This is a genomic window from Paraburkholderia edwinii (assembly GCF_019428685.1).
In the GTDB taxonomy this organism is placed as follows: Bacteria; Pseudomonadota; Gammaproteobacteria; order Burkholderiales; family Burkholderiaceae; genus Paraburkholderia; species Paraburkholderia edwinii.
The window spans coordinates 169,662-186,709 of the sequence record NZ_CP080096.1; the positions used below are offsets into that span (position 1 = coordinate 169,662).

17 protein-coding genes and 1 pseudogene are annotated in these 17,048 nt (G+C 62.9%); 6 read left to right on the forward strand and 12 right to left on the reverse strand.

Annotation, left to right across the window (positions count from 1 at the left end; all coding sequences use genetic code 11):
- Nucleotides 1-50 precede the first annotated feature (50 nt).
- The 3 genes from dctA to KZJ38_RS22650 form a co-directional block, all read right to left on the reverse strand.
- Complete coding sequence (gene dctA, locus KZJ38_RS22640) at nt 51-1,388, reverse strand: C4-dicarboxylate transporter DctA (RefSeq protein WP_219801946.1); 1,338 nt, start codon at nt 1,386-1,388, stop codon at nt 51-53.
- Nucleotides 1,389-1,646: 258 nt separating this feature from the next.
- Nucleotides 1,647-2,822: a UxaA family hydrolase gene (locus KZJ38_RS22645; protein WP_219801947.1), complete on the reverse strand. Its 1,176-nt coding sequence runs from the start codon at nt 2,820-2,822 to the stop codon at nt 1,647-1,649.
- A gap of 78 nt (nt 2,823-2,900) precedes the next feature.
- Nucleotides 2,901-3,224 carry a UxaA family hydrolase gene (locus KZJ38_RS22650; RefSeq protein ID WP_219801948.1) on the reverse strand — a complete coding sequence of 108 codons (324 nt, stop codon included), beginning with the start codon at nt 3,222-3,224 and terminating at the stop codon, nt 2,901-2,903.
- 196 nt (nt 3,225-3,420) lie between these two features.
- Here KZJ38_RS22650 and KZJ38_RS22655 point away from each other — a divergent pair, with 196 nt between their 5' ends.
- The 6 genes and pseudogenes from KZJ38_RS22655 to KZJ38_RS36700 form a co-directional block, all read left to right on the forward strand.
- Nucleotides 3,421-4,185: a GntR family transcriptional regulator gene (locus tag KZJ38_RS22655; protein ID WP_219801949.1), complete on the forward strand. Its 765-nt coding sequence runs from the start codon at nt 3,421-3,423 to the stop codon at nt 4,183-4,185.
- Between the two features lie 314 nt (nt 4,186-4,499).
- Nucleotides 4,500-5,510: an ABC transporter substrate-binding protein gene (locus tag KZJ38_RS22660; RefSeq protein WP_219801950.1), complete on the forward strand. Its 1,011-nt coding sequence runs from the start codon at nt 4,500-4,502 to the stop codon at nt 5,508-5,510.
- 11 nt (nt 5,511-5,521) lie between these two features.
- Complete coding sequence (locus KZJ38_RS22665; protein WP_219803565.1) at nt 5,522-6,328, forward strand: ABC transporter ATP-binding protein; 807 nt, start codon at nt 5,522-5,524, stop codon at nt 6,326-6,328.
- Nucleotides 6,321-7,262 (forward strand): ABC transporter permease, encoded by a 942-nt coding sequence (locus KZJ38_RS22670; protein ID WP_219801951.1) that lies wholly within the window; start codon nt 6,321-6,323, stop codon nt 7,260-7,262. Before KZJ38_RS22665 ends, KZJ38_RS22670 begins: the two co-directional genes overlap by 8 nt.
- A gap of 94 nt (nt 7,263-7,356) precedes the next feature.
- On the forward strand, nt 7,357-8,106 hold the full coding sequence (locus KZJ38_RS22675; protein ID WP_219801952.1) for a sulfite exporter TauE/SafE family protein: 750 nt from the start codon (nt 7,357-7,359) through the stop codon (nt 8,104-8,106).
- 52 nt (nt 8,107-8,158) lie between these two features.
- A pseudogene (locus tag KZJ38_RS36700) lies at nt 8,159-8,932 on the forward strand (LysR substrate-binding domain-containing protein); the annotation flags it as partial.
- Nucleotides 8,933-9,006: 74 nt separating this feature from the next.
- On the opposite strand, the gene KZJ38_RS22680 reads toward KZJ38_RS36700, so the two are convergent.
- The 9 genes from KZJ38_RS22680 to KZJ38_RS22720 all read right to left on the reverse strand — a co-directional run bounded on the left by KZJ38_RS22680 (nt 9,007) and on the right by KZJ38_RS22720 (nt 17,043).
- Nucleotides 9,007-10,839 (reverse strand): L-aspartate oxidase, encoded by a 1,833-nt coding sequence (locus KZJ38_RS22680; RefSeq protein ID WP_219801953.1) that lies wholly within the window; start codon nt 10,837-10,839, stop codon nt 9,007-9,009.
- A 55-nt stretch (nt 10,840-10,894) separates the two neighbouring features.
- Complete coding sequence (locus tag KZJ38_RS22685) at nt 10,895-11,506, reverse strand: FumA C-terminus/TtdB family hydratase beta subunit (RefSeq protein WP_219801954.1); 612 nt, start codon at nt 11,504-11,506, stop codon at nt 10,895-10,897.
- 51 nt (nt 11,507-11,557) lie between these two features.
- On the reverse strand, nt 11,558-12,427 hold the full coding sequence (locus KZJ38_RS22690; protein WP_219801955.1) for a fumarate hydratase: 870 nt from the start codon (nt 12,425-12,427) through the stop codon (nt 11,558-11,560).
- A 65-nt stretch (nt 12,428-12,492) separates the two neighbouring features.
- The gene (gene sdhC / locus KZJ38_RS22695) at nt 12,493-12,909 is read right to left on the reverse strand and encodes a succinate dehydrogenase, cytochrome b556 subunit (protein ID WP_219801956.1); all 417 of its coding nucleotides are present in this window, start codon (nt 12,907-12,909) and stop codon (nt 12,493-12,495) included.
- The gene (locus tag KZJ38_RS22700; RefSeq protein WP_246641950.1) at nt 12,906-13,247 is read right to left on the reverse strand and encodes a succinate dehydrogenase/fumarate reductase transmembrane subunit; all 342 of its coding nucleotides are present in this window, start codon (nt 13,245-13,247) and stop codon (nt 12,906-12,908) included. The genes sdhC and KZJ38_RS22700 overlap by 4 nt, the downstream gene beginning before the upstream one ends.
- The gene (locus KZJ38_RS22705) at nt 13,244-13,978 is read right to left on the reverse strand and encodes a succinate dehydrogenase/fumarate reductase iron-sulfur subunit (protein WP_219801957.1); all 735 of its coding nucleotides are present in this window, start codon (nt 13,976-13,978) and stop codon (nt 13,244-13,246) included. The genes KZJ38_RS22700 and KZJ38_RS22705 overlap by 4 nt, the downstream gene beginning before the upstream one ends.
- A gap of 101 nt (nt 13,979-14,079) precedes the next feature.
- Complete coding sequence (locus KZJ38_RS22710; protein ID WP_219801958.1) at nt 14,080-15,213, reverse strand: ATP-binding protein; 1,134 nt, start codon at nt 15,211-15,213, stop codon at nt 14,080-14,082.
- A 106-nt stretch (nt 15,214-15,319) separates the two neighbouring features.
- Nucleotides 15,320-16,270, reverse strand: a complete 951-nt coding sequence (locus tag KZJ38_RS22715; RefSeq protein ID WP_219801959.1) for a dimethyl sulfoxide reductase anchor subunit family protein — start codon at nt 16,268-16,270, stop codon at nt 15,320-15,322.
- Nucleotides 16,271-16,290: 20 nt separating this feature from the next.
- Nucleotides 16,291-17,043, reverse strand: coding sequence for a 4Fe-4S dicluster domain-containing protein (locus tag KZJ38_RS22720; protein ID WP_219801960.1), 753 nt, complete (start codon nt 17,041-17,043; stop codon nt 16,291-16,293).
- Nucleotides 17,044-17,048: the final 5 nt, after the last annotated feature.

The following is a 17,048-nucleotide window of genomic DNA, read 5'->3' on the forward strand; positions in this document are numbered from 1 at the left end:
ACGTTGTTGCGGCCGGGACGCGCCGCAACCGGCCGCAACGCCCCGCCCTGTCAGTTCGAATGTTCGCGCGCGAAGGCCGGCGGCGCACCGCCTTCGGTCTCGCCCGTTTGAGTTTGCGGCTCGTCGCGCAGTACGTCTTGCGGCGGCGCCGCGAGAAACTCGCGCGCGGCGCGCGCGTCGAATGCGCCTTCCCAGCGTGCCACCACAATCGTCGCCACCGCGTTGCCGATCATGTTCACGATCGCGCGCACTTCGTTGAGCACGCGGTCGATGCCCAGAATCAGCGTGATGCCCGCCACGGGAATGATATTGTGCGTCGACAGTGTAGCGGTAAGCGCAACCAGCGCGGCGCCCGCCACACCGGCGCCGCCCTTCGACGTCAGCATCAGCACCGCGAGCAGGCCGAGCTGCTGCCATAGCGTGAGATGCGTGTTCGTGGCCTGCGCGATAAAGAGCGACGTCATGGTCAGATAGATCGCCGCGCCGTCGAGATTGAACGAGTAGCCGGTCGGCAGCACAAGACCGACCACCGTCTTCGGGCAGCCGAGGCGCTCGAGCTTTTCCATGAGCCGCGGCAGCACCGATTCGGTCGTCGACGTGCCGAGCACGATCAGCAGCTCCTCGCGCAGATACTTGAGCAGCGGCCACAAGCCGACACCGGCCCAGCGGCAGATCGTGCCGAGCACGAGCACGATAAACAGAATGCTCGTCACGTAGAAGCACACGATCAGCAAGCCAAGCTGCTGCAGCGTCGTGATGCCGTACTTGCCGACCGTGAATGCCATCGCGCCGAATGCGCCAAGCGGCGCGAGCCGCATGATCATCTCGACGATGCTCATCAGCGTGTCGCTGGTCTGCTCGATCACGCGCATCAGAAAACGGCTGCGGCGCGAGCCGAGCGAAAGCGCAATGCCGAACAGCACTGAGAACAGCAACACTTGCAGGAGATCGCCGCGCGCGAACGCGCCGACCACCGAGTTCGGCACGATCTGCTCGAGGAAATTCGTCGATGCCTGATTGTGCACTTCGGTCACGTAACGTCCGACTGCTTGCGGATCGAGCGTCTTCGGATCGATGTTCAGACCCGCGCCCGGATGCAGCACATTCGCAACCACGAGCCCGATCACGAGCGCGACGGTCGTGACGATTTCGAAGTAAACGATGGTCTTCAGGCCGACCCGGCCCACCGATTTCAACGACTCCATCCGCGCGATGCCGACCGACACGGTGCAAAAGATCACCAGCGTGATCAGCATCTTGATGAGGCGGATGAAGGTGTCGCCGAACGGCTTCATTTGCACGCCGAAGTCCGGCGTGAAGTGACCGACGAGAATGCCGGCGGCAAGTCCGATCAGGACCTGCACGTAGAGATGTCGTAGCACGCGCAAGATGGTGTCTCCTCCACTCGCTGCTGCTCTGCTGGAAATGGAACAATGCTGCGCGACGCGTGCCGGGCTTGATATGCGTCTGCCTGCCCTTGTGCGTTATGAGGAACTGCGCGTTGCGCGAACAATGCATGTGCGGCGCCGCACGCGGGAGCGGAGTGCTCCCGCGCGTGTGCCGTAACGCGGTGCTTTCGGCCGTGCCTTGGGGCTTAACGGCTGATCGGCTTATCTGCCGGAATTGCGCCGATCAGCCGCTTTCGATCAGGCGCTTTCGAACAGACGCGTCAGCACGAACTCGCGATGGCCGAGCGCTTCAGCGGACGTGAAGCGGCCGTTGATCGTGGCCATCATCGATTCGAGCAGCTTGTCGCCGGCCTGGTCGAGGTTCTGCTCGCGCTGCAGCAGGCCCGACACATCGACGTCGATATGCTCGCTCATCGTGCGCACAGTGCGCGGATTCGCGCAGATCTTGATGACGGGCACGATCGGGTTGCCGATCACGTTGCCCTGACCGGTCGGGAAGAAGTGCACGGCGAAGCCCGAGGCTGCACACAGCGTGACCATTTCCGCGGCGGCCGACGACGAATCCATAAACCACAGGCCCGAATGCGTCGGTTCTTCGGCCTTGTCGAGCACGCCGTCGATCACACACTTTTTGCCGATCTTCTGGATGTTGCCGAGCGCCTTTTCTTCGATCGTCGTGAGGCCGCCCGCGATATTGCCCTTGGTCGGCTGCGATTCGGAGAGGTCGTCGGTCTTCCAGCGGTTGATCATGTCCTGATAGCGATCGAACATGAACTGGAAGCGCTCGCGCACCTTGTCGTTCGCGCAGCGCGCCGCGACGATCTGCTCGCCGCCCGTCAGCTCCGACGTCTCGCCGAACACGAGCGTCGTGCCAAGGCCGTACAGCTTGTCGAAGGCGTTGCCGACCGTCGGGTTCGCGCCGCAACCGGACGTCGTATCCGACTCGCCGCACTTCGTCGACACCCACAGGTCGCCGATCGGGCACTCGACGCGATCGAGCGACGTGGCGTACTGCACCATCTCCTTGGCGGCCTTCGAGGCGCGCATGATCGTGTCGTGATCGCCATGCAGTTCGATGCCGAAGCCCATCACCGGCTTGCCCGACTTCGCGATGCCGTCGACCACGCGCTTGGTCCAGCCTTCCTCGATGCCGATCACGACGACCGCTGCGACGTTCGGATTGCAGCCCGCGCCGATCAGCGTGCGGAAATGCAGGTCGAGGTCGGCGCCGAATTGCAGGCGGCCGTACGGATGCGGCAGCGCCATCGTGCCCTTGATGTTGTTTTCGACCGCCAGCGCCGCGGCATTCGACAGATCGTCGACCGGCAGGATGATCACATGGTTGCGCACGCCGACGCGGCCGTTGTCGCGACGATAGCCGCGGAAAGTGGTGTTCTTGTCAATCACGCTCATGATGTGTCTCGATGTCTTGGATGTAGGGACGATGCTGGGACGATGCGAAGTGGGTAACCGGCCGTCGAGGCTCGGGGTTTACCAGCGCTTCGTCTTGATGTTGTGCACGTGAGCGTGCTCGCCCGCCTTGATCGGCGCGACGACCTTGCCGATATCGACGCCGTACTTGAACACCGTGTCGCCGACGGCCATGTCCTTCAGCGCGACTTTGTGGCCGATCGGAATGTCCTGCTTCGCGGACACCGTAACGATTTCGTCATCGTCCATGATCCACGCATTCAGTTGCGTGCCTGCCTTGATGCCTTCCACCACCGCAACGCCAACGGTGTCCTTCGATTCATGCAGCACGATGTGAATCGTTCTTTGCGATGCCTTTGCCGCACCTGCTTCGGTGTTGCTCATTGGTATGTCTCCACGGGTGGTTGGTTGGTCGGCTCATTGTGTCGCCGTGGAAATTATCTTAGGCGGCGACATTGCCTATGTCAACCATATCATCTATATGTGTTCAATGAGCCAGATGAAGTAGAATTTCTGTCAAAGCCTGACGAAGAGATTGCATGCCGGCATGCTGCGAGAAAAGGGACAAGGGGCACCAGCCATGAACACGCCGACCATCATCAGCACGACTCCCGCCATCGGCGGCACGCGCTACAAGGAAGTGAAAAATGCGATGCTCGCGGCGCTATCGGCGCACGAATGGAAGGGCGGCGAGACAATCCCTTCCGAAAAGCGCCTCGCCGAGCGCTTCGGCGTGTCAATCGGCACGTTGCGCAAGGCGATCGACGAACTGGTCGCGGACAATATCCTCGTGCGCCATCAGGGGCTCGGCACCTTCGTGGCGCAACACCAGCGCGACCGTCATTTCTTCCGCTTTTTCCGCGTCGTGCGCGCAGACGGCGACAAGACCTATCCGACCGTGAGCCTCGTATCGTTCAGGAAGGCGAAAGCAACGCGCGACGTCGCCGCGCTGCTCAATATCGAAACTGGCGCGCGCGTTTTCACGTTCCTGAACCAGCTCGCGCTGCACGGCCAAAAAGTGATGACCGAGAACATCACAGTGCCGGAGTCGCGTTTTCCGGGACTCAGCGAAGCGACGCTGCGCGAGCGGGAAAGCACGCTCTACAACCTCTACCAGGACGTGTTTCACATCAACGTCGTGGGCACCGACGAACGCGTGCGCATCGCGCTGGCCGACGAGGTGGAAAGCGGCTTGCTCGGCGTCGAAGCGGGCGCGCCGATTCTCGAGATCCGGCGCGTCGCGTACTCGTATCATCACGTGCCCGTCGAGGTGCGCATCTCGCACGTGAATACCGAGCACTACGAATATGTGGGTGCGTCAGCGTCGCACGACGAAGCGTCGTGACCCCGTATTCGTCTTCGTATTCTGGTAATTTGCAATCGGCGAAACGATCACCTACACTCGCTACTCATACAGATGATGTAAATCATAAAGCTGGGGTCCGCACTCGCGTACTCACCGCCAACTATCAGGAGACCCTCACAATGCATATCTCCCTGCTTTTACGAAGCTCCGAAGCGGTCCATCCCTTCCGTCGTCCGACTTCCCGTCGCGCCGCAACGAATCCTTAATATTGGCGACTCATACTGCGCCGCTCCGTCCCCGGAAACTTTTCTAACGATTCGCCGTGCCGTTCCTCTCGCAAGGAGTGTCGAGCAATGAGCTTTCGCAAAGTCGCCGTCGTACTTTCCGCGCTGGCCGCGCTGTTTGTCTGCACTGTCGCCCGCGCCGACATGACAGAGATCAAGATTGCGCGCCAGTACGGCGTCAGTTATTTGCCGCTGATGCTGATGCAAGACCAGAAACTGCTGGAAAAACATGCCGCGCAACTCGGCATTCCCAATCTGAAGGTATCGTGGGTCGAATTCGCGGGCGGCAACGTGATGAACGACGCGCTGCTGTCCGATTCGCTGCAGATCGCCTCGGGCGGCGTCGCGCCGCTCGTGCTGCTGTGGTCGCGCACACACGGCACGCCGCTCGAAGTGAAGGCGCTCGCCGCAATCAATTCGATGCCGCTGCTGCTGAACACGACAAACTCCGCGGTGAAAACCGTGAAGGACTTCTCCGGTAAGGACAAGATCGCGCTGCCGGCCGCCAAGGTATCGATTCAGGCGATCACGCTGCAAATGGCGGCGGAAAAGGCCTTCGGTGCCGGCAACCAGGGGCAGCTCGACAAATACACGGTGTCGCTGTCGCACCCGGATGCGCAGCAGGCGTTGCTCTCGGGCAGCAGCGAAGTGACCGCGCATTTCGGCTCTCCGCCGTTTCAGGAGCAGGAACTCACGCACCAGAACGTGCATACGGTGCTGAATTCGTACGATGTGCTCGGCGGCAAGTCGACCTTCAATCTCGTCTGGTGCACATCGAAGTTTTATCAGCAGAACCCGAAGCTCGTGCAGGCATTCATGGCCGCGCTCGATGAAGCGGAAGCGTCGATCAACAAGGACAAGCACGCCGCCGCGCTCGCTTATCTACGCATCAGCAAGGACAAGAGCAGCGTCGACGACATCGAGAAGATGATTTCGGCGCCTGACGTGCAGTTCACGACGGTCCCGCAAAACACGGTCAAATACGCGGACTTCATGGCGCGCACCGGCCTCATCAAGACGAAGCCGGCAACGTGGAAAGACCTGTTCTTTCCGACCGCGCAATCGCAGCAAGGGAGCTGACCATGTATTCGATGCGTAATTCCAGCGGTGCGTCTTCGTCGGGACACGCGCCGGGCGACGCGCCGCTGCTCGACGTAAAGGGCGTCACGCTGCAATACAAGACACGCAAGCACCTCGTGATGGCGACCTATCGCGTCGACTTCCAGGTGTTCCAGGGCGACCGTTTCGTGCTGCTCGGCCCGTCGGGTTGCGGCAAGTCGACCTTGCTGAAGAGCGTCGGCGGCTATCTGCCGCCCACCGAAGGCTCGATCACGCTGAAGGGCAAGACCATCACGAAGCCCGGCCCCGACCGCATGATGGTGTTTCAGGAATTCGACCAGCTGCTGCCGTGGAAAACCGTCAAGCAGAACGTGATGTTTCCGCTGCTGTCGTCGCGGCGCCTCAATGCGCGCGAAGCGGAACAGCGCGCGATGCACTATATCGACAAGGTCAACCTGACGAAATTCGCCGATAGTTACCCGCATACGCTGTCGGGCGGCATGAAGCAGCGCGTCGCGATTGCGCGCGGCATGGCGATGGAACCCGACATTCTGCTGATGGACGAACCGTTCGCGGCACTCGATGCGCTAACGCGCCGCAAGATGCAGGACGAGCTGCTCGCGCTATGGCAGGAAACGCGCTTCACGGTGCTGTTCGTCACGCACTCGATTCCGGAAGCGATCAAGGTCGGCAGCCGCATTCTGCTGCTGTCGCCGCATCCGGGCCAGGTGAAGGCCGAGCTCAACACGGCCGTATCGGGCGAAGCCGCAGTCGCGCTTGAAAAGCGCATCCAGCACATGCTGTTCGAAGACGAGATCGAAGAGGCCGAGAATGTCTAACGGTACTATCCGGGGCGCCGCATCCGCCACTGCTTTTCCCCCTGAAACGGCGCGCGACACCGCGGCCGGCCTCGCATCCGCGCCGCGTGAAGAGATCGTGCGCGAGACCAGCGACACGCATCAGTTCAGCGTCGTCGAAAAGCCGCTGTCGACGTTCGAGCGGCTCTACAACCAAGGATGGATTCGCAAGTTCGTGATTCTCGCGTTTCTCGCGATCGTCTGGGAAGTGTATGGGCGCATCCTCAATAACGCGCTACTGTTCCCGACTTTTAGCGCGACGGTCGAAGCATTCGTTACGAGCATCGCGAGCGGCGAGCTGCCCGGCAAGGCGTGGGCGTCGATTCATGTGCTGCTGATGGGCTACGCGGCCGGCATCGTGCTCGCCGCGGTGTTGACCGCGGCGGCGATCACATCGCGCATCGGCACGGATTTTCTCGAAACCATGACGTCGATGCTGAACCCATTGCCCGCGATCGCGCTGTTGCCGCTTGCGCTGATCTGGTTCGGTCTCGGCAACGGCAGCCTGATTTTCGTGCTCGTGCATTCGGTGACGTGGTCTGTCGCATTGAATACGCATTCGGGCTTTCTGTCGGTCAGCAATACGCTGAAGATGGTCGGGCGCAACTACGGCCTGCGGGGCGGCCGCTATGTGACGAAGATTCTCGTGCCCGCCGCGTTCCCGAGCATTCTCACGGGCCTGAAGATCGGCTGGGCGTTTGCATGGCGCACGCTGATCGCCGCGGAACTCGTGTTCGGCGTCAGCTCCGGTTCGGGCGGCCTCGGCTGGTTTATCTACGAGAACAAGAACCTGCTCGATATCGCGAATGTGTTCGCCGGACTGTTCACGGTCATTCTGATCGGCCTCGCCGTCGAAAACCTGATCTTCCGCACGCTCGAACGGCATACGGTGCAGCGTTGGGGCATGCAGTCGTGAGCAGCAGCGTGAGCGGCATTTCGATACCGAAAACGCGTGGGAGCTTTGCCGCGCGCGACGTATTCGCGCCGCGCACCGTCGAGGAGCGAAAACGTTGAGCACGCAGCTCGCGTTGCTCGTCATCGGCGGCAGCGCGGTTGCGGGCTTCGTATCGGGTCTCGCCGGCTTTGCGTTCGGCCTCGTGGCGATGGTGTTCTGGGCGTGGACGCTGCCGCCGCAAGCAATCGGTCCGATGCTCGTGGTGGGCTCGCTGGCCGGCCAGGTGCTGACCGTCGGCACCGTGCGCGGCCAGATTCGCCCCAAAGTAATCGGGCCGTTTATCGCAGGCGGATTGATCGGCGTGCCGATCGGCGCCGCGCTGCTGCCGATCATCAATCCGACCGGGTTCCGTATCGGCGTCGGGCTGCTGCTGATCGTCTATTGCGGTGTGATGCTCGCGGCGAAGAATCTGCCGAGGGTGACGGCGGGCGGCGCATGGGCCGATGGCGGCATCGGCGTGATCGGCGGCATACTCGGTGGCATCGCGGGTCTCGTGGGCCCGGCGCCGACCGTCTGGTGCATGCTGCGCGGCCATCACAAGGATTTGCAGCGCGCGATCTGCCAAAGTTTTTTTATCGCCATGCAGTCGCTGACGCTCGTCATGTATGCGCTGACCGGCCTCATCGACCGGCAAACGCTCACGCTGTTCGCGTGGATGGTGCCGTCCACGTTAATTTTCGCGTGGCTCGGTTCGCGTCTGTACGTGCGTATCTCCGATACGGCATTCAAACGCGTGCTGCTCGCGCTGCTGTTTGCATCGGGTACGGTGCTGCTCGGCACATCGCTCGTCCACGCCTTGCGCTAGCCGCTCGCGTCAGCCCAGGCCGCATCGGCGGTCAGTCCGCGGAGAACCCGCCATGAGTGCGATTCGCTATTTCGTCACGTTTCTCTCGGTTGCGCGGCACGGCTCATTCGCCGCCGCCGCCGACGAGGTGTGTCTTACGCAAGCCGCCGTGAGCCAACAGATGCGTTCGCTCGAACGCGATCTGGACATGGTGCTGTTCGAACGCACGCCGCGCTCCGTTTCGCTCAGCGAGCAGGGCCGTACGATCTTGCCGCTTGCCGAAACGCTCGTCGCGAACTATCGCAAGATTCTCGCGGCCGGCGAGCGCGACGAAGTGGCCGGCGTCGTGCGTGTCGGTGCGCTGGTTTCGTCGCTAATGGGCGCGTTCGCCGATGCGATGCTGAACCTGAAGCGCCGCTATCCGCGGCTCGAGCTCAAGCTTTTTACAGGGCTGTCGAGCGATTTCGCGACACGCGTCGAAAGCGGCGAACTCGATGCCGCCATCGTTACGCGATCGCCGGCCGGATTCCCGCCGACGCTTAAATGGACCGCGCTCTACAGCGAGCCGATGGTGCTCATTACCTCAACTGAAGATCCACGCACCGACGTCGACGCGCTATTGCAGGAGCCGTATATCCGGTTCGACCGGCAGACGTGGACCGGCATTCTGATCGAAGAGGCCTTGCAGGGGCTCGGCGCTTCGGTGCATGACATCATGGAATTGAATTCGCTCGAAGCGATCTGCGAGATGGTGAAGCGCGGCTTCGGCGTCTCGATCGTGCCGCGTCTGGCGAATGCAAACTGGAATACGGAGTCGGGCCTGCGCGTCATCGCGCTGCCCGAGCGTATCGCGCCGCGCCGGGTCGGTTTGCTGGAACGCCGCGAGCACGACCGCGAAGCGTTCACAGACGCGGTCAAGCGTCATTTCACCGGCGGCACCGATGAGCCGGCCGCGACCGGTTCGCGCGGCGCGGGTGCCGCGTCCGTCGGCGTGACCGGTGTCGACGTGGTGCTGGGTGCTCCGTTAGGCGCATCAGCGTCGTCGAGAAGCGACTGACCTGGCCGCACGCGCGTGAACTGCACGCGGCGGCGCGTCGTTTCGAGCGCGCCGTCGTCGAGCATGCGCAGGCACATATATTCGGATGTCTCAAGATCGCCCGCATCGGGGAAATCTTCGCGGAAATGCGCGCCGCGCGAGTTTTCGCGCAGCAACGCCGATTCGGTGATCGCGCGGCTCACAAGCGTGAGATTCTGCAGATTCAACCAGTCGTGCCACGACAGATTGAACCGCAAGTCACGGCTGTCGACGCCCGTGCGATCGAGACGCGCCTCGATATCGAGCAAGGCATTGCGTGCGCGCTCGAGACCCTGCGCATCGCGCAGAATGCCGACGTCGTTCCACATCAGGTCGTAGAGCGTTTCGCGGATTGCTTCGAGGTCGCCATCGGGCTTGCGCGTGAGCGGCGCGCTGCATCGTTCGACCGCACGCTCGATCTGTTCGCGGTCCGCTGCCTCGTGGTGCCCGAACCGCGGCACCCATTGCGCGAGCGTTTCACCGGCAATGCCGCCGAACACGGTCGAATTCGCGACGCCGTTGCCGCCGAGGCGATTCGCACCATGCACGCCGCCCGCATCTTCACCAGCGACAAAAAGGCCCGACAGCGTCGTCGAGCAATCGGCCGCGAACTCCACACCGCCCATCATGTAGTGCGCGGTCGGCACGACTTCGACCTGACCGCCCGCGAGATCGAAGCCGCAATCGGCGCAGCGCTCGACCATGCCCTTGAAGCGCTGCCGCACTGAGTCCGGCCCGAGATGGTCCATGCGCAGGTAAACGCCGCCGTTCGGCGTCGCGTTGCCCGCGCGCAGTTCGCGAAAAATGCTGCGCGACACGATATCGCGCGTCGCGCGTTCACCGCGCGGATCGTAGCGATGCATGAAGCGCTCGCCGTCGCCGGTCAGCAGATAACCGCCCGCGCCGCGCAAACCTTCTTCGAGCACGGTGCCGGTCATGCGTGTATGCGTGCCGGCGAGCAGCCCCGTCGGGTGGAACTGCACCATTTCCATATCGCGCAGCGTGAGCCCCGCGCGCATGGCCATCGCCATGCCGTCGCAGCTCTTGTCGCCGCTCGGTGTGTGGTACTTGTACATGGTCGGACCGCCGCCCGTTGCTAGCAGCACCGCCTTCGCGCGCACGAATACGAATTCGCCGCTGCGCATGTCGATCATCAGCACGCCGGCGAGCGCGCCGCCTGACTGCGTTTCGATAAATTCCACCGCGCGATGTTCCTCGAGCCGCGCGATACCGCGCGCCCACACCTGTTCCGCAAGCCGGTTGATAATCTCGATGCCGGTCTGGTCGCCCTTGTGCACCGTGCGATCAAAGGTCTGTCCCGCGAATGCCTTCTGCTTCAGCGTGCCGTCCGGATTGCGGTCGAAAAAGCAGCCGAGTTCGTTTTCGAGCTCGTTAATCCGTTCGACCGCGCGCGTGACGAGCGTCCAGGCGAGGTCCTGGTTCGACAGCCATTTGCCGCCCTCGATCGTGTCCATGAAATGACGCTCGATCGAATCGCCTTGCGCAAGCGCCACGTTATAGCCGCCCTGCACCATGCGCGTACAGCCGCATTTGCCGAGCAGGCCCTTTACCGCGATCGTGATGCGCAACTGCGGCGCCGCGGCGTGCGCGTGCAGCGCGGCGAACAGGCCCGCGCCGCCGCTGCCGAGAATCAGGATGTCGGTGTCGTACTGCTTCATCTGCGAGGGCTCCGGAATCGATCGGCTTGCATGGCTATCGCTAACACGATATTGGCTACGAACGAACACCGAGCGACGCGAGCACCTTGTCACGCTGCGACTGCGTGTTCTGCTGCACCGTCGTGTAGACGCTGCCGCCATGGCTATCCATCGCGACAAGCAGCGGCCCAAACTCGCCGATCCTGAAACGCCACAACGATTCGGGGTTCAGATCGTCGAGATCGACGTCTTCGATCTGCTCGATCCATGTCGTTTCGAGCGCCGCCGTGCCGCCGATAATCGCGAGGTACACGCCGCCGTGCTTCGCGAACGCATCGGCGGAACTCTTCGCGAGCCCCCCTTTGCCGATCACGATGCGCACGCCGTATTGCGCCATCAGCGGCTCGGTAAAGCGCTCCATGCGCATCGATGTCGTGGTGCCGATGCAGATCGGCTCGTAGCCGGCAGGGTTTGCATCCGATACGGGCACGCGGCGCACATTAGGCGCCGTGTGAATAACCGCGTGGCCGTTCAGATCGAAGCGCGTCTTGCGGCCGCGATCGAACATATGGATTTGCGTGGCGTCGCGAATGCCGAACAGCGTGCCGGTCAGCGTCACCATGTCGCCGATTTTCAGTTCGCGGATTTGTGCCTCGGTGACGGGCATTTGCAATACGTGGTGCGTCATTTATCAGGTCTCCTCGCAGCCGGCGTCGCCTGGTTCCAGTGCCATGAATCGTCAATAGCCGTATTCGACTTCGCCGCGCGTCAACGTCGCACGCGCGCGTCGCGCCGAATGGCATTGCATGTTCACTGCGACCGGATTCATCGTGATGTGCGTCGCGGCGAGTTCGACATGCACCGCGAATGCGGTTGCATCGCCACCGAGCCCTTGCGGACCGACACCGAGCTGATTCACAGCGGCGGACAGTTCATCTTCGAGTGCCGCCGCATGCGGATCGTCATTGCGCGTGCCGAGCGCGCGCGTCGCCGCACGCTTCGCCAGCCATACGCACAGATCCGACGTGCCACCCACGCCGACGCCGACGATCGTCGGCGGACAGGTCTTGCCGCCGGCGTCGACCACGCAGTCGATCACGAACCGCTTGATCGCGTCGATGCCATCGGCGGGCGTGGCCATTTTCAGAAAAGAGTTGTTCTCGGAGCCGCTGCCCTTCGGGATCATTTCGATGACGAGCGTATCGGCGGTCGAATCGAAGTCGAGATGAATCGCAGGCATCAGCGGGCCGCACGACGTCTGTTCATTCTGTCTCGTCAACGGATGCACGACCGACGAGCGCAGCGGATGCTCGCGCGTCGCGCGTTCGCAGCCGCGACGAATCGCCTCTTTCAGCGCGACGCCATCGAGCACGAGTCCGGCGCCGATCGTTACGTTGTAGATCGGTAGGCCCGTGTCCTGGCACAGCAGGTTGTCCTCGCTTTCGGCGACGCCGATATTCGTGCGCATGATGCCTAGCACGCGGCGCGCGGTGTCGTCGGTTTCCGTGCGTTCGAGGCGCGCGATGCCGTCCTTGATGTCAGGCGGCAATTGCTTCAACGCGCGAATGTAAAGCTGCTTCGCGACTTCTTCGACTTGCTGCATGTCCATCGGGTGGTCTCCATCGCGCTCGAACGCGGGCACGTCTGGTCTTGTTGATTGGGTTTGGGTTGCGCTCATAACGTGAGCGACAGCGCGAATGCGAGGCCGATCACGAGCGCGCCGCCCGCGGTCGCTGCGATCAGGTCCTTGCGCAGGCCGCTCCACGGCCGGTACTCGATCAGCAGAAGCCGCACGCCGCCGATCAGATGCGCGGCGAGCAGCGTAACGAGCCCCCATTCCGCGAACACGAACGCGGGCTGACGCGTCACCGCGAGAAACGAATCGAATGCCGCGGCGCCGTGCAAAGCGGTGCCGAGCGCCCAGAAATGCATCGGCAGAAACACGGCGAGCGCGAGGCCCGACAGGCGATGCACGAGAAAGGCCCACCATGCGGGATGGTTGCGCGCGCGAGCGTCGGCACGACGCCCCGGGGTTTTGCGCCGGCCCGCAGCAGCCGCGCCGTTGGCGTGCGATGCGTCGAGTTCGCTCATAGCGGCCCTCCGGTCAGCGCGAAAACCGCGCGCAAGCCCGCGATAGCGAGCATCAGACCAATCAGCACGCTGACTGCGAATACGCTTGGCCCCCGCCAGCCGAGCCATTCTTCGGCGATGCGCCGCAAGCCGACCGGTACGTGCGCGGCCGCCGCCAGCACGAATACGGCATAAAACAGGCCCCACACCACGTTGCCGTGCAGCCGCGTGAGAATCGCGCCTGCGGAGAGACCGCCATGCACAACAGCGATCATCGTGATCAGATGCACGGTCACGCAGACCGCGAGCACCATCGCCGAAATGCGCTGTACGCGCCAGCCGCTCATCGCTGCCTTCATTCAGGTGCTCCTTGCGGCGCCTTGCCGTTCAGGCGCTTCAGGCCCGCAATGCTCGCGGTCGGCGCCAGCGACTTCGGACAGCGCTCCGTGCATGAGCCGAGCGTATGGCACGAATGGCAGCCCGCATCGTTCGATATCGCCGCGACACGCGCCTGCTGCTGCGTATCGCGTACATCGTTGATGAGCGTCCATGCGCGGTTGAGCGCGGCGGGACCGAGATAGTCAGGATTCCATGCGACGACGTCGCAGCTCGCATAACACACGCCGCAGCCGATGCATTCAATGCCGGCGTCGACGGCCTTGCGTGCGGGCGAAGCCGGATCGACACGCGCGGCCGGCTCGGCACGCGTGCGCTGCCCCGCGAAATAGCCCTTCGCGTCGCGCCATTTGTCGAAGAAACCGGTCATATCGGTGGCGAGGTCCTTGACCACCGGCAGATGATTGAGCGGCGCGATCTCGAGCACGTCGTCCGCGTGACGCAGCACTTTGGTCACATGAGTGCGGCAGGTCCAGCGCGCGCGGCCGTTGACCGTCATCGCGCACGAGCCGCACATGCCGACGCGGCACGCGAAGCGATACGAGAGCGTCGCGTCGAGATGGCGCTGGATATAAATGACGACGTCGAGAACCGTCTGGCTCTCCATGCGCGGGACGTCGAAGCGCTGAAACTCGCCTTCGTCCGCACCGCGCCAGACGCTCACTTTCAGGGTTGTGGGGGTAGTGCCTGGCATCCTGGCTGTATTGATTCGCGTGGTAGCGAAGCCAGTCTACGGTGCCCGCCCGACGGCTGGAAGCCAAACATTTTTGCGGCGAGCTAAAGAATTTCTTTTGCTCAGGGTGTCCCGGCCATGTTGCGCACCCAGCTTGCGAAATTCTCGTTTTCGAACTCGTATGCGTCGCGCGGCGACTTGACGACGACACCGTTCGACGCGAGCCGCCCGAGCGCGCGTTGAACCTGCGTGGCGCCCAACGCCTCGATGCCCAGTTGCTTTCTGAAGCTTGCCATCGCCTCCCGGGAAAAAGGCCGGAAGAGTGGATTGCCCGCAACCTCCCGAACCAGCAAGCGTTCGAGCGCGCTCAAGCCGTCCCAGGTGGTTTCATGGCCTTCCGCTCCGGCCAGCTTGTCGAGCTGCAGTGCCACTGCCGTATCGAAGGACATTCTCGGCTGCATCATTAGCGTGATTGCTACTTCGAGCAGCGGCTCAGGCCGGCGGTGAAACTGCGCGAACGCCGCCTGCAACTTTTTCTCGTTGAGTTTGCGCGAGGTAGCGGCCGTAAACCGTTTCGCAACGAATTGCACGAACGCTTCGTCGAGCAGCGGGAAGTCTTGCAGCGGATTGGCGGCTGAATAGAGCGGCGCACGCGTGTCCGTAAAAACATGTCCGAGCTGCGTGCGCGAAGAACCGGTGAAAACGACGCGAAGATTGTCCCGATACTTCGTCAGCGACGTACGCAGCGCGCGCGCCACGTCTTCGCCTTCTTCGCTCCTGCCCAGCGACTGCGCTTCGTCGACGAGCAGCAGCACGGGCTTGCGCCGGGTCAGCTCACCGAGCAATTCGTCGAGCCGCAAGGCAGCGGCTGTGGCAGCCCGCTTTTTGTCGTCGTTGAGTTCGATCGCGCCTTCTATCGACGTGCCGGCAATTTCGGCCTTGCCCCTCAACGACTTGACCGACGGCGCCAGCTTCGCTTTCAGCTTCTTCGCGAATGTGTCGGGCTCCGCTGGCGCTTCCAGTGCGTGCAGCAGTGCAGCGCCGGGTGTTTGCCGCGTTTGCCAAAGATCGGCATAGACCACGTGGTAGCCCATCTGCTGGGCCGCGGGCGTCAGATCCTGCCGCAGAAATACCGTTTTGCCCGTACGCCGTGGCGCAAAGATAGTGAGTGACGCGAGAATTCCCGAATTCAGCGCAGCCAGATAGGCGTTGGCCAGGTCCGGACGGGGGAAGTGCCAGAGCTCGGTCAGCTTCATGAATTACACAGAATTATCATGGACCCGTGTAATTATACACGCGGGTGATAATTCTGTGTAATGGCCGCCAGGCAAGGCTCGGGATCAGGCGCCCGGCCCCGCAGGCTCAAGCTGCCTGGCGGTAGTACAGGTTCTGCGGATGACGCGCTTCGGCGAAAAAGAACCAGCGCTCGGCCACCAGCCCCGCGTACTGGATCGCACACGCGGCGCACAGCAGCACAGCCGACAGCGCAACCGACCCAACGCTGCCGCCCAGCGCGATCAGCACGAACGGCACCGGAAACGCCGCGATCAGAAACGTCCACTTGATGCGCTGCAATGTTCGCAGGTTCTTGCCGTGGAAGAACTCGCGCAGATTGAACGCGCCGGCCGTGAAGCCGCGCGATTTCTGCACGACCTTCGCCGAGCGAATGCCGGTCGCGCTTTGTACAGTCGACTTCGGCCGCAAGCGTGCATTGCGCCTGAGCGACGCGACGCGCGCGACACCGCCGGCGAGCGTCAGCACGCATGCGCAAACCGCAAGCCCCGGCACGAGCGCGGGCGCACACCACGCGGCGCTCGCCGCCGCAACCGTGAAGCCTGAGGCGCAGCCGAGCAGCACGAAGTTCACCATCGTGAGCGGCGTTGCCCATTCCTGCAGAAAGCGTAAGCACGCATAGATCATCGACGTGCAGACGAACAGCACGCCGCTTGCGAGCACACCGATTGCACCGACCGCGAGCGAATACGGCGCGCCGAGCGCATGCAGAACGCCATACGCGAACACGCACGCGAGAAACACCGGCAAGGCGAGGCATTCGCGCGACAGCCACGACGTGCGCCACATCGCAATCGCGCGCCACGCGCGCTCCGGATGGCCAAGATGGAAAAACGATGCGAATAGCCCAAGCACGCCGAGCACGACCGACAGCGCTGCGCCGACAACAAAAAACACCTGCGGCGGCATCGCGATCAAGCCGAACTGCGCGGCGAGCTCGACGCCAAAGAGCGCGATCATCAGGCCTTGGCCCGCGCCGCTCAACGTCGTCAGAAATACTACTGAGAAAGCCGGATTCATCGTGGGGTCCCCTGATTCTTTTAAACGCGCGTCGCCATCGACGCGAGATCGACCACGCCGTGCTCGAGCGGAGCCGTCCGCTCCGTACCGGTCTCATCTCCGATGTCCGCGCTTTCGGCGCCCGAGCCGCACGAGCATGAGCCGCTGCCGCACGCGGTCGTCTTCTGCCGCGGCAAATAGTGATTCGCCGGACGCGTGCCCCACTCCGGCATCAGTTGATACCCGCCGCGCTCGCGGATCGCCTTCGAGACCACCGATTCCGGGTCGTGAATATCGCCGAAGAGCCGCGCCGACGTCGGGCACGCGAGCACGCAGGCGGGCTGGCGATCGCGCTCGGAGAACGACTCGTTGTGAATGCGGTCCGCGCACAGCGTGCACTTCGTCATCTCCTTGCGTTCCTCGTCGAGTTCGCGTGCGCCATACGGGCACGCCCACGCGCAGTACTTGCAGCCGATGCAGCGGTCGAAATCGACCAGCACGAGGCCGTCTTCCTTGCGCTTGTAGCTCGCGCCGGTCGGACACACGGGTACGCAGGGCGGGTCTTCGCAGTGCAGGCACGACTTCGGAAAGTGAATCGTATCGGCAAGCGGAAATTCGCCGGCTTCGAACGTCTGCACGCGATTGAAAAACGTGCCGGACGGATCGGCATCGTAGGGACGCGCATCCGACAGGCTCCCCGCCTCGCCGGACGTGTTCCATTCCTTGCAGCTCGTCACACATGCGTGGCAGCCCACGCACACGTTCAGATCGATCACGAGCGCCATCTGGGTCATTGGGT